This is a genomic window from Pseudomonas sp. NBRC 111138, from assembly GCF_001320835.1.
GTDB classification, from domain to species: Bacteria; Pseudomonadota; Gammaproteobacteria; order Pseudomonadales; family Pseudomonadaceae; genus Aquipseudomonas; species Aquipseudomonas paracarnis.
In genome coordinates this window covers 1-12073 of the sequence record NZ_BCBO01000137.1, presented here as the reverse complement: position 1 = coordinate 12073, position 12073 = coordinate 1, and the positions used below count along the sequence as shown (strand labels likewise).

The window sequence follows — 12073 nt, the reverse complement described above, 5'->3', positions numbered from 1 at the left end:
CGGATATGCACGGGCTCGGCAACATTGCTTAGAATCCGCGAAAGGCTGGCCAGGACATCGACCGCCGGGTAATGGCCGCGCTCGGCCAGCTTGCGCGACAGGACGATATGACCGTCGAGCAGAGAGCGCACCTCATCCGCTACCGGATCGTTCATGGAGTCCTGTTCGATCAACACTGTATAGATGGCCGTGATCACGCCTTCACGGGTCAAGCCGGCACGCTCCACCAGACGTGGCAGCAAACTGTAGACCGACGGCGGCAGACCACCGCGCCCCAAGGGTTCACCGGCAGCCAGGCCGATTTCACGTTGGGCCCTGGCAAAACGGGTCAGAGAGTCGATCAGCAACAGCACCCGCTGGCCCTTGCGCCGGAAACCTTCGGCCAGCGCAGTTGCCGTGAACGCGGCACGCGCGCGCTCCATGCTTGAGCGGTCGGAGGTTGCACACACCAACACGGCCTTGGCACGCAACTGCTCATCCAGTTCATGATCGAGAAACTCGCGCAGTTCCCGGCCCCGCTCCCCGATGAGACCGAATACGATCACATCGCACTCCACGTTACGGGCGATTTCGGCCAACAAGGTGGTCTTGCCACAACCGGCTCCGGCAAACAGCCCGACACGCTGGCCCTCCCCCAGGGTCATCAGGCCATCAATCGAGCGCACCCCCGTAGCCAGTGCGCGGTTGATCCGCGGCCGTTCGGTAGGAAGAGGCGCCTCGCATAACACTGTGGTCGCCCCAGGGGTGTCCGCTTCCACGAACGCGCTCACACCATCGCCCGCAATCGGGCGGCCAAAACCATCCAGCACCTGCCCCAACAACTCATCACCGACCCGGACCTGATGCGGAACCCCCAACCGCTCGACGCTGGCGCCTACACGCACGCCTTCAAGGTTGCCCAGGGCACTGAGCACCGCATCGCGCTGATCGAACCCGATGATCTCGGCGAGCATGTAGTCGCCCGGCCCTTTTTCGACTTTGCATAGGTCACCAATACGTGCCTGCGGCAACCGGCACTGCAGCAGCATGCCGTTCACGCGCTGGATACGACCGAGCATTGTCACCGGCGCGAAACTGCTCAACGCCTGTGACTGGTTCAGTTGCCAGGCCTCCAGACGCTCCTGCAGCGACCCCTTCACCAGCCCACCTCATAGCGTTGCTCGCCGTCAAAAACCACTTTGCTGTTATCGATCAAAACCAGGCGCAGGCCATCCACTTCATCACCCACGAATAAGCGGCTTCCTTCCTCCAGCACCACGTGGCCATTCGGGCCACCCACTATCTGCGAGATCTTGAACGGTAGCCTGCCTTCGCGTACCCGTACGCGACTGAGCACCGGCACCACAGTGTCGAATTGCTCGGCAAAACGGTCGAGCATGCGCGCAATCAGTTCCACTTCATCCTGGGAAACAACACCATTGAGGGCAATCTGACCATTGACGATCTGCAAGCTGACGCGCTGGAGCAATTCACGTTCGTTGAGCATCTTCATGAGTTGCTGACGCACCTCAGCGGGTGAGTCCAACCCGGGTTTCTGAATGACCGCCGGCATCAGCGATGCCTGGGCCTCACGCTCACCGCTGAAGATAATGCCGACCGCAGCGATGATCACGGCGCATAGCAGAACCAGGCTGACCAAGCGTTTTTGCTGCAACAAGGGAATGGAAGACAGCGTCAGCGGCAATGGCGCCTGGGGCAAGGGCTCCGTTGCCGGCCGGGGCGGCTTGAGCACCGATGCCTGCCGCCAAGGATGATCGGCAGGGCAGACACACAAGCTGACGGGGCCAATCATAAACGGCGTGTTGAGTGCCAGATCGCCGATCTGCGCCAACATTTGCCCATCGCCGTTTTTCAGCAGCCCCGCTTCAGCCTGCACCGACCAGCGCCCTTCGAGCAATAGCAGGCGCGCGTGGTGCTCGGCGATACCGGGATCATCCAGCAAGAGATCAGCGTCCGCGTTGGCGCCAAGGCTCCACTGCTCACCAAACAGAGGCAGCGCGGCCCCTTGATGCAAACCATCCAACACTCGGAGTTCGAACATCAGTACGTCCCCCCGTACTCTGCAAGTAGCGCTGTGTTCATGCCAATGTCCCGTGCATCAACTCATCCTGGCCAAGGTCAAAACGCCCCAGCACCTTGACCTTGGAAGTGCTTCCCAGCTCGGCGAAAGACAACACCGGCACATGGTTGAACTCCTCAAGCAACAAGGTGCGCAAGGGGCTGCGCAAGTCTTGCGCCACCAACAACACACTTTTTATTTTTGCCCGTGCACTGAAGGCCTGGTTGAGCAGGTTGACCAGCGCAGCGCTATTATCGCCGTCGAGTGCAAAGAACACCCCGGTCTGGGTCTGGCGCAGCGCCTCGCGCAGGATGTTTTCGGTATGCGGTGACAACAGCCAGGCATGCAGCCCATCGGCCTCGCTGTACTGGTGGTAGATCTGCGACTTGAGGGCAATGCGCGCATAGTCAGCCAGTGCTTCCGGCTCGCGTTCGTGCTGGCCATATTCGATCAGCGATTCGACAATCAACCTCACGGCGCGCAGCGGAACCCCTTCGCTGGCCAGGCGTTGCAGCACCGCCGAAAAGCGCGAGATCGGCATGATGCGTTGCAGTTCCTGCACCAGCTCGGGTTGGTTGTTCTCAAGCCAACTGAGGATCGACTTGCTCTCTTGAATCCCCAGGAACTGCGGCCCACTGAGCATCATCGCCTTCTTCATGCGGTCGACGATCAGGCTCGTCGCCGTGAAGCGCTCCAACTGCGCGTCATTGAGCAGTGGGTCGTCGGGTGGCAGCCAGAGCCAATCCTGCTCATTGCGCTCGGCCAATCCCGGTACGCCATGCTCAGGCTCAACCGTCAGGGCGCTGCGCTCCACGGCAACGTGCTGGACCACCGACGCCTTGACCATGGGTACCTCATGGACGCAGAAGCGCATTTCATCATCGTCCAGCGAGTCATCGATCTCGACTTCAAACGGCGGCAACGTCAGGCCAATATTGGCAACCAGGGAATTTCGAACCTGACGGATTCCGTGAATAAGATCGGTCACCTCAGGCGTGCCGCGCAAAGCCGAGGGAAACTGCAGCAGATAGGGCCGGGACGGATCAAACCCGCGCAGATCCTCTTTGCCATTTTCTTCAGGCCGCACGGCTTCGACGGCTTCGGCTTCTGGCTGCGCTTCACGTCGGCGCCGACGGTCGAGGTAATAACCCAAGGCGCCGGTCATCATCGCCAGCAGAATAAACACCAGGGTCGGCATGCCAGGCACGATCGCAAACACAAGCATGGCCACCGAGGCGATCATCCAGCTCTTGGGCTCACTGGTCATCTGGCGTGCGATCTCGGCGCCCATGTTCGTGATGCCCTTGCGCCCTTCCGGTGCCACGCGGGTAATGATCATGCCGGCGGTGAGAGAGATCAACAGCGCCGGTATCTGCGCAATCAGACCATCGCCAATCGTCAGCACCGAATACAGCGCCATTGAGTCGGCGGCGCTCAAGCCATGTTGGAACATACCTGTGGAGAAGCCGCCCAACAGGTTGACCACAACGATGATCAACCCCGCGATGGCATCCCCCTTGACGAATTTCATGGCACCATCCATGGCCCCGAACAGCTGACTCTCGCGGGACAACTGCTCACGCTTGTCCCGCGCTTGCACGCCGTCAATCAAGCCGGCACGCAAGTCACTGTCGATGGACATCTGCTTGCCCGGCATTGCGTCCAGGCTGAAGCGCGCCGCCACTTCGGCAACCCGCTCAGAGCCCTTGGTGATCACCAGAAAGTTGACCAGGGTCAGGATTAGAAAGATCACCATCCCAACAGCCAGGTTGCCGCCCACTACGAAATTGCCGAAGGCCTCAACGATATCGCCGGCGTCCTGTTCGAGCAGGATCAAGCGCGTCGTTGCGATCGACAACGCCAGGCGGAACATGGTGGTCAGCAACAAAATCGACGGGAAGGAAGAGAACGCCAAAGGCCCGGGCAAGTAAAGCGCGAGCATGATCAACAGGCAGGCAATACAGATATTCAGCGCAATCAGAATGTCCACCAGCCAGGTAGGCAGCGGCACGATGAAAATGAACACAATGGCCATGATCACCACCGCGCCCAAGACCTCGGCACGCTGCGCCACCTTGAGCAGTACACCGTTGAGGGTGGACAGCACGCTCACGCCAGGATAGTCGAATTAGGAAAACCAGGGCGTATGCGTTCGAGGCGAGCAAGCTCGTCCATCACCAGCAGAAAATTGTGCAGCGCCTCTTGGCGTGATTTGCTATCCGGCCACAAGGCCTCGGGCAACTTTTGAAACAGCTTATAAAGCGCATTGAGAGACACGAGTTTTGATGTGCTGGCCCCCATATCTTCAGCGAGGCGCATGACTTCATTTGTCACGATGCCGGTGTCTGCATAACCCAGCATGCGTCGCAGCAGGCTTACCGCATGCATTTCGATTGCAAGGTTCTGAATCAGCTCACGACAGCTGCATAACACCCCGCTCAATGCGCCACATTTGCCCAGTCCTGTCAGCAAGGTGCGCAACATTGCCGTAGGGACGGAGGACACATGGGCGGCAATGTCGGCCGTCAGGGCGCTGGACATCATTTTCAACCCATGTGCAAAACGGTCGTCACTGTAGATGCCGAGCAGCGCGTGCATCATGGTCGCCAGGGATTGCCGTGTCACCACACTGGCGTAATAGAGCGCGCGCAGCGCCTGGAGCTCTTCTGGATCGCCACTCTTCTTATGCAAGGCCATGGCAATATTCAGGCCCGCCTGGATCTCCCCTTTGAAGCGGATCTCCAGCTTGGCAATTGCATCCCGCGCCAGGTCGGCTTCGGAGTTGCGCACGTCGGCCTCGGCCTGCCCGCACACCGCCTTGAGTACCACGAAGGTGCGCGCCGGATCACCGCCAGTGAGCTCCAGCAATGTATCGATGCTGGGTTGCGTGAGTAATTTCTGCCTGATTCGACGTACTACCGCGGCAAAGCTTTCCTGGGCCGGATGCCCCAACTGCTCATAGAGCTGCGCGAGCACCTGGACAGGAGGCACACGCACGTCAATTACACGCTTATCCAACGTACGACTGCTGGATTCCACCTCCTGACTGAAGTGCAGAGAAAGATCATCGACACCTTGGCCTGGCTCAGGTTTGGCGGCCGGGCTAGCGGTGGGGAGTTCCACCCGCGGGGTCATTGGCACTTCGTTGGTAGATTCGACTTTCATGGGCAGGCCAGTACAGGAAGAGAGTGTCCATATGTGGTCAGGCCCGCCCAGATGGTTCCACTGAAACTCACTCATCCAACAAGATGAAAAAACCCGCACAGGTCCCTGGTGCCTTTTGCAAATTACTGCACAAAACCACCACGACCATAACGTATTTATTTATATAAATCATATGGTTACACAATGATTCTCCTTTGGCACAGGCAGTGCAAAAGAGGTAACCGCCGAAACTATTTCGACTGCGTCTACCTTAAGGAAAAATCATGAATATCCCTATTGAAGCCCTCGTTCACCTTGGTGGCAGTTCGCCTCAATTCATGCTCCATCTGACAGACGATCAACAGAAAAAACTTCGCCGTTTCATTCACAAACGGGTCCTGAACCCGGAAGACGCGGATGATCTTTTGCAATTGACTTACCTGGAGGCCTGGCGCAATCGCGAACGTTTCAGTGGTACCGCGACACTCAGTACCTGGATGTGCGGCATCGCGCAGAACCTGATCCGCAATCACTTCCGGCGCCTGTATGCCAAGCCTGCACATTGCGAATTCGACGAGTCGCTGTGGCATGGCCATGAAGAAAACCACAGCCTGGACTGGGAGTTCGAAGTCAACCGGCGCTTGGAAAATACCCTGAGTGCGATTGACCACTTGCCGACCGAGATGCGCAGAACACTGTACGCCTCGCTGGAAACCGACGGCAGTTACCAGGACACCGCCGATGTACTGGACATTCCTATCGGCACCGTGCGCTCGCGCTTGTCACGGGCCCGCGAACAGCTCAAGCGCGTCACCCACTCCCCACTGCATCGGTAAGTTGAGTTAGCCAGTCACGTGTTGGGCGACAGGGATATCTGCCCAACATTGTCGGACATGGCCTGCGAGTAAACCTTCGAAGACGCCAAGCGCTTCCACTCCCCTCATCCACAACGCATTCGTCACCGCCCGTCGCCAAAACCAGGGCTTTGGCTTAAACAGTTGAAAGCGTAGAAAAAAATTCAATAAAAACGCTTGACGCATTGCCGTTCCAAGCGAATAATGCGCGCCACTTGGCTACATAGCTCAGTTGGTTAGAGCATAGCATTCATAATGCTGGGGTCCGGGGTTCAAGTCCCTGTGTAGCCACCAAGTACTAAAAACGGCTTACCGAAAGGTAGGCCGTTTTTTTATGCGCGCAAAAAACTCCCTAACTGTATTTTGACGCCCCCCTACCCCACTGTTAGTGTCCAGCCTCCCCTGAACACGGAGTGCCCCCGATGCAACTGGACATCTACCAAGTCGACGCTTTCAGCCACCATCCCTTCGGCGGCAACCCGGCAGCAGTGTGTCCGCTCACCGAGTGGCTGCCCGACGAGCAACTGCAGCAGATTGCGGCCGAGAATAATCTTTCGGAAACCGCGTTCTTTGTACCCCGTGGCGAGTTCTATGAGTTGCGCTGGCTCACGCCGGAAGTTGAGGTGGACCTGTGCGGCCATGCCACGTTGGCAGCCGCGTGGGTATTGATTCACAAGTTGGCGGACGCCCCGCAGGTTCTGCGCTTTGCCACCCGTAGCGGCGAGTTGCGGGTAACGCGCAACGGCGATGAGCTGGCGATGGATTTTCCGGCAAAGAAACCCGAACGCTGCGAGCCGCCCCACGGCATGTTGAGTGCCCTGGGGCTTGAAACCGCCGAGGTGTTTGGCACCGACGACTATATTGTGCTGGTGGAAGATGAAGCGCAGGTAGCGACCCTCGCACCGGACTTTGCGCGACTCAAAGGCCTGCCTAAACGCGGTATTGCGGTGACCGCCAAGAGCACGCGGTTTGATTTTGTCTCGCGCTGGTTCGGCCCGAATGTGGGCGTCAATGAAGACCCGGTTACCGGCTCGGCGCACACCTCGCTGGCACCGTTCTGGGCCGAGCGCCTGGGCAAGTCGCAATTGAGCGCCGAACAAGGCGGCCAGCGTAAGGGCCAGTTGCGCTGTGAACTCCAGGGTGACCGGGTGATTATTTCCGGCAAGGCCGTGCTGTACATGCAAGGCACAATTTACCTGTAAAAAACGCAGTAGCCCAAGGACCACAGCACCTTCTCAACATGAACGGAGTTCAGCGCGTGTTTTTGATTTCCCGCCGCAGCCTGACAGTCATCGCCGCAACCCTGGCCCTCGCAGCCTGCCACACGCCCGTCAACGAACAGCCTGCGGCGCCAGAGCTGGGTTCGGGCTATCGCACCGACCTGAGCACCCGCCACGCCGAGCGCCATATGGCCGCCGCCGCCAACCCACTGGCCGCTGAAGCCGGGCGTGAAATGCTGCGTCAAGGCGGCTCAGCCATTGATGCGGCGATTGCCATGCAAGCGGTATTGACTCTGGTGGAACCGCAATCGTCCGGCATCGGCGGCGGTGCATTCATCATGCTGTGGGATGGACAACAGGTGCAGGCTTATGACGGCCGTGAAACAGCACCGGCCGGGGCGACAGAGCGTCTGTTCCTGAAGGCCGACGGTACGCCGATGGCGTTCACGGATGCGCAGATTGGCGGGCGCTCGGTGGGTACGCCGGGCGTACTGCGCGCCCTGGAGATGGCGCACAAAAAGAGCGGCCACCTGCAATGGGCCAAGCTGTTCGAGCCGGCAATTCGTCTGTCGGAGCAAGGCTTTGCCATTTCCCCACGCTTGCACAGCTTGATCGCCGCTGACCGCTTTATCGCGCAATCACCCGACATGGCGGCGTACTTCCTGAATGCCGACGGCTCGCCAAAAGCCACCGGTACACGATTGAAAAACCCGGCACTGGCCGCGGTGTTCAAGCGCATCGCCAAGGAAGGGCCGGATGCGCTATACCAAGGCCCGATTGCCGATGAAATCGCACGCAAGGTACAGGGCCATCGCAATGCCGGCAGCCTGTCCCAGGCCGACCTCAAGGGCTACACCGCCAAGCAGCGCGCACCGCTGTGCACCGACTACAAACAATGGAAGGTCTGCGGCATGCCACCGCCGTCCTCGGGCGGGATTGCCGTGGCGCAGATCCTGGGGATATTGCAGGCGCTGGAAACCCGCGACCCACGCCTGGCCATCGCCCCCATGACACCGGTCAAGAGTGTTTCGCCGGCCGGGCTTGAGCCGACACCCGAGGCCGTGCACCTGCTCGCCGAAGCCGGGCGCCTGGCCTTTGCCGACCGCGCGCTGTACGTGGCCGATGCAGACTTCACCCCCGTCCCGGTCGCCGGCCTCGTCGCGCCAGGTTACCTGGCACAACGCGCCACGCTGATCGGCGAGCGCAGCATGGGCATCGCCAAGCCCGGCCAACCCGCCGGTATTCAGGTGGCGTACGCACCAGACCGCTCGCCGCTGCGCATCTCCACCTCACAGGTAGTGGCGGTGGACGACCAGGGCGGCGCCGTGTCGATGACCACCACGGTTGAAGCGGCATTCGGCTCTCACGTGATGGTCCAGGGCTTTTTGCTCAACAACCAGATGACCGACTTCTCGTTCATCCCCGCAGAAAACGGCCAGCCTGTGGCCAACCGCGTACAACCGGGTAAACGCCCACGCTCGGCCATGGCGCCGACCCTGGTGTTCGACCGCAAGACAGGCGAACTGCTGGCTACCGTCGGCTCCCCCGGCGGCTCGCAGATCATCGAGTACGTGAGTAAATCCCTGGTGGCCATGCTCGCCTGGAAGCTCGACCCGCAGGCGGCCATCAGCCTGCCTAACTTCGGCAGTCGCAATGGTGCTACCGAGTTGGAAGCTGGGCTGTTCAGCCCGGCGCTGAAACAGGTGCTCAAGGACAAGGGCCACGCCCTGAGCGAGATCGAGATGACCAGCGGCGTGCAGGCCATCGTGCGCACACGGGATGCCCAGGGCAAGGTGACGCTCAGTGGTGGCGCTGATCCTCGGCGTGAAGGTGAGGCGTTGGGTGATTAAGGTGTTGATCTATCCGTACAGGCTTATAAAAAAAGACCTGCAACCTTACGCCTTAAATCCTACGCGGAGCGCCAAAACTCAAAGTGCCATGTCATCTTTTGCGATAAAAACCTTCTTGAGCAGCCCCATCTCACCTGCGATTTTCTGGCCCGCTCTTTCTTGCCAGAGGCTACGTCAAGGACGTAGAATTTCGCGTGTTCACTCTCATAGAATCCCCTCTCTTCAGCAGGCAATGGCCTGACTATTGGACTGAAGATGAAAAAGGTATCTTCATGGCGTTTCTCGCCAGCCATCCTGATGCTGGAAATGTCATTCCGCGCTCGGGAGGTTGCCGAAAGATACGCTGGAGCATGGAGGGCCGGGGTAAAAGTGGATCAGTGCGGGTCATCTACACCACACAACTGGAGTGCGGAGCAGTCGTCGCGCTACTGATTTATGGCAAGAGCGCCACGGAGAATATTCCGGCACATATCCTGTACAAAATCGCAAAGGAAATGAACCATGCCACTCACTGATAAAGAACTGAAGGAACGTGACGCCAAACGCAATATAGGCGAAGAACTACTCACAGCCATTCAGGATGTCAAAGCGGGACGTTACGGTGCCGTGCAGCACGTTGAGGTCACTCAGGCTGCCGAAGCAAGAAGCAAGACAGGGCTCTCACAACCCAAATTTGCCGAGCTTCTGGGCGTGTCAGTAAGAACCCTTCAAGAATGGGAGCAAGGGCGTCGCGCACCTTCCGGAGCAGCACGTTCGCTACTGCATATTGCGGCCATAAGGCCGGACGTTTTTCGCGAAGTACTCAGTAACGCCTGATCGCGTTACTGCTTCGGGCCAATCACTGGCGGTTGATCTTCAAGCCCTTGCGCCCCGCATGCCGCTCCAGCGCCAGCTCGATCAACCGGCTCACCAGCTCGCTGTAGCTCATGCCTGCCGCCTGCCACAGCTTGGGGTACATGCTGATGCGGGTAAAACCGGGCAGTGAGTTGATCTCGTTGATCAGCACTTCGCCGTCCTGCGTCAGGAACACATCCACCCGCGCCAACCCGGCGCAGCCCAACACTTCAAACGCCTCAATGGCCAGGCTGCGAATCCGTTCGCTGGCTTCGTGACTGATCGCCGCCGGCACCACCACCTGAGCAGCCTGGCCATCGATGTATTTGCTGTCGTAGGAATAGAAACCACTGCTCACCACGATCTCGCCACAACCGCTGGCGATGGGCTCGTCATTGCCCAGCACGGCGCATTCGATCTCACGGCCCTGGACGGCGGACTCCACCAGCACCTTCTCATCAAACCCCAACGCCAGTTCAACGGCAGCGCGGTACTCAGCTTCGCTGCCGACTTTGCTTACCCCCACCGACGAACCCTGGTTGGCGGGCTTGACGAACATCGGCACACCGAGCTTGCCAGCGGCCGTTTCAAACGAGGTGCGCGCCGCATTAGCTCGCGTAAGGGTGATGAACGGCGTGACCGCAATGCCCGCGTCGCGCAGCAAGCGCTTGCTGATGTCTTTGTCCATGCACACCGCCGAGCCGAGCACGTCGGAACCGACGAAGGGCAAGTCCGCCATGCGCAGCAAGCCTTGCAGGCAACCGTCTTCACCGAGGGTGCCGTGAACAATCGGGAAGATCACGTCGATGTGTTCCAGCATGCCCTGCCCGGAGGTTTCCACCACTTGCTGGTTGGCCTTGCCGGGCACCACGGCCAATTCACGGTTGGACTGGTTGAGGGCGATGAGCACAGGGTTTTCCTGGTTGAGCAGGAAATTGGAGGTGTCATTGAGGTGCCAGTGACCGGCCTTGTCGATACCGATCAAAACCGGCTCGAAGCGTGAGCGATCAAGGGCATCGACAATGTTGCGCGCCGATTGCAGCGAGACCTCATGCTCAGCCGAACGGCCACCAAAAATAATCCCTACCCGCACCTTGCTCATGACCCGGCCTCACTGTTGAAAGTAAGGCTTCTTACCATGGGTGGTTAGCGATTCGCTACCCGATGTGCATTGCCCCACACCTGCACAATCGTACAAGACCCCAGCAGACAACCGGTGCAGACTCAGTTAACGTGTTTCCACTTCCTTTTGTGACAAGTCACCATGGGCAACCCCATCCACTCCCTCGACTGGCTGCACCGCGCGCCCCACGCCAGTGGCCTTGACCGTATCGAGGCGTACTTTGCCGGCTTCGCCTTCGACCCTCATCGCCATGACACGTACGCCATAGGGCGCACGTTGTTCGGCGTACAGAGTTTTCATTATCGCGGCGGCACAACCCACAGCCTGCCCGGCACCACCATGGTGATCCACCCCGATGAAACCCATGACGGCCGTGCCGGCAGCGATGAAGGCTTCAAGTACCGGATGATCTATGTGGAGCCGGCGCTGATCCAGCAGATCCTCGGTGGGCAGCCGTTGCCGTTTATCCCCGGCGGCTTGTCCACCGACCCACGGCTGCACCGCGCCAGCGAAGTGTTGCTGCAAAGCCTGGATTGCCCGATTGACCCGATGCAAGAGCAAGACGCCCTGTTCGACCTGGCCCACGCGCTGAGCGCTGCGTCCGGGGCCATCATCCGCCGTAAATCCTTCGACTACATCGCGGCCGAACGCGCCCGTGAATTCATCCACAGCGCCCTGGGCCGCAGCATCACCCTGGATGAAATTGCCGACCACGCCGGCCGCGACCGGTGGGCGTTATCGCGGGATTTTCGTTTGTTATTCGGCACCAGCCCCTACCGCTACCTGACCATGCGCCGACTGGACCTGGTGCGCCACTTGTTGGCCCAGGGCCAATCGTTGGTGGATGCGGCGATGACCGCAGGCTTCACCGACCAAAGCCACATGACCCGCCAATTTCGCAGCACCTACGGCATGCCGCCATCGCGTTGGGTGAAAATGCTCGGACGCTGAGTACTGGGTTGGAATACGTTCAAACTGTGGGAGCTGGC

11 protein-coding genes and 1 tRNA gene are annotated in these 12073 nt (G+C 59.5%); 7 read left to right on the top strand and 5 right to left on the bottom strand.

The features are described 5' to 3' along the window. The 4 genes from APH41_RS23590 to APH41_RS23575 form a co-directional block, all read right to left on the bottom strand. On the bottom strand, positions 1-1139 hold a 1139-nt coding region (locus APH41_RS23590; RefSeq protein WP_054921800.1), incomplete at its 3' end, for a FliI/YscN family ATPase. Further along, a complete protein-coding gene (locus APH41_RS23585) occupies positions 1136-2041 on the bottom strand; it encodes an FHA domain-containing protein (RefSeq protein WP_034128103.1) in 906 nt (301 codons plus the stop codon). The genes APH41_RS23585 and APH41_RS23590, both read right to left, overlap by 4 nt. Before the next feature lie 37 nt (positions 2042-2078). Then, entirely contained in the window at positions 2079-4172 is a 2094-nt protein-coding gene (gene sctV, locus APH41_RS23580) for a type III secretion system export apparatus subunit SctV (RefSeq protein WP_054921797.1), read from the bottom strand. Next, positions 4169-5224 (bottom strand): TyeA family type III secretion system gatekeeper subunit, encoded by a 1056-nt coding sequence (locus APH41_RS23575; protein ID WP_054921795.1) that lies wholly within the window; start codon positions 5222-5224, stop codon positions 4169-4171. Before APH41_RS23575 ends, sctV begins: the two co-directional genes overlap by 4 nt. Before the next feature lie 263 nt (positions 5225-5487). On the opposite strand from APH41_RS23575, the gene APH41_RS23570 reads away from it, so the two are divergent. The 6 genes from APH41_RS23570 to APH41_RS23545 all read left to right on the top strand — a co-directional run bounded on the left by APH41_RS23570 (position 5488) and on the right by APH41_RS23545 (position 9943). Then, positions 5488-6039: an RNA polymerase sigma factor gene (locus APH41_RS23570; RefSeq protein WP_054921793.1), complete on the top strand. Its 552-nt coding sequence runs from the start codon at positions 5488-5490 to the stop codon at positions 6037-6039. A 235-nt stretch (positions 6040-6274) separates the two neighbouring features. Beyond that, positions 6275-6351 (top strand) — tRNA-Met (locus APH41_RS23565). Between the two features lie 128 nt (positions 6352-6479). After that, on the top strand, positions 6480-7259 hold the full coding sequence (locus tag APH41_RS23560) for a PhzF family phenazine biosynthesis protein (RefSeq protein WP_054921791.1): 780 nt from the start codon (positions 6480-6482) through the stop codon (positions 7257-7259). A 38-nt stretch (positions 7260-7297) separates the two neighbouring features. Continuing rightward, a complete protein-coding gene (ggt, locus tag APH41_RS23555; protein ID WP_054921789.1) occupies positions 7298-9127 on the top strand; it encodes a gamma-glutamyltransferase in 1830 nt (609 codons plus the stop codon). A gap of 194 nt (positions 9128-9321) precedes the next feature. Then, positions 9322-9642: a hypothetical protein gene (locus APH41_RS23550; RefSeq protein ID WP_019817026.1), complete on the top strand. Its 321-nt coding sequence runs from the start codon at positions 9322-9324 to the stop codon at positions 9640-9642. Then, complete coding sequence (locus tag APH41_RS23545) at positions 9629-9943, top strand: DNA-binding transcriptional regulator (RefSeq protein ID WP_019817027.1); 315 nt, start codon at positions 9629-9631, stop codon at positions 9941-9943. The genes APH41_RS23550 and APH41_RS23545 overlap by 14 nt, the downstream gene beginning before the upstream one ends. 22 nt (positions 9944-9965) lie before the next feature. On the opposite strand, the gene ddlA is transcribed toward APH41_RS23545, so the two are convergent. Then, positions 9966-11063: a D-alanine--D-alanine ligase gene (gene ddlA, locus APH41_RS23540; RefSeq protein ID WP_054921786.1), complete on the bottom strand. Its 1098-nt coding sequence runs from the start codon at positions 11061-11063 to the stop codon at positions 9966-9968. Positions 11064-11225: 162 nt separating this feature from the next. Between ddlA and APH41_RS23535 the strand changes: the two genes are divergently transcribed. After that, on the top strand, positions 11226-12035 hold the full coding sequence (locus APH41_RS23535) for an AraC family transcriptional regulator (RefSeq protein WP_034128111.1): 810 nt from the start codon (positions 11226-11228) through the stop codon (positions 12033-12035). Positions 12036-12073 lie beyond the last annotated feature (38 nt).

Bases quoted from the DNA above. Each gene is read 5' to 3' on its own strand.
- APH41_RS23575 (WP_054921795.1), bottom strand. From the start codon at position 5,224: ATGAAAGTCGAATCTACCAACGAAGTGCCAATGACCCCGCGGGTGGAA.
- APH41_RS23570 (WP_054921793.1), top strand. From the start codon at position 5,488: ATGAATATCCCTATTGAAGCCCTCGTTCACCTTGGTGGCAGTTCGCCT.
- APH41_RS23585 (WP_034128103.1), bottom strand. From the start codon at position 2,041: ATGTTCGAACTCCGAGTGTTGGATGGTTTGCATCAAGGGGCCGCGCTG.
- ddlA (WP_054921786.1), bottom strand. From the start codon at position 11,063: ATGAGCAAGGTGCGGGTAGGGATTATTTTTGGTGGCCGTTCGGCTGAG.
- APH41_RS23545 (WP_019817027.1), top strand. From the start codon at position 9,629: ATGCCACTCACTGATAAAGAACTGAAGGAACGTGACGCCAAACGCAAT.
- ggt (WP_054921789.1), top strand. From the start codon at position 7,298: ATGAACGGAGTTCAGCGCGTGTTTTTGATTTCCCGCCGCAGCCTGACA.
- APH41_RS23535 (WP_034128111.1), top strand. From the start codon at position 11,226: ATGGGCAACCCCATCCACTCCCTCGACTGGCTGCACCGCGCGCCCCAC.
- APH41_RS23560 (WP_054921791.1), top strand. From the start codon at position 6,480: ATGCAACTGGACATCTACCAAGTCGACGCTTTCAGCCACCATCCCTTC.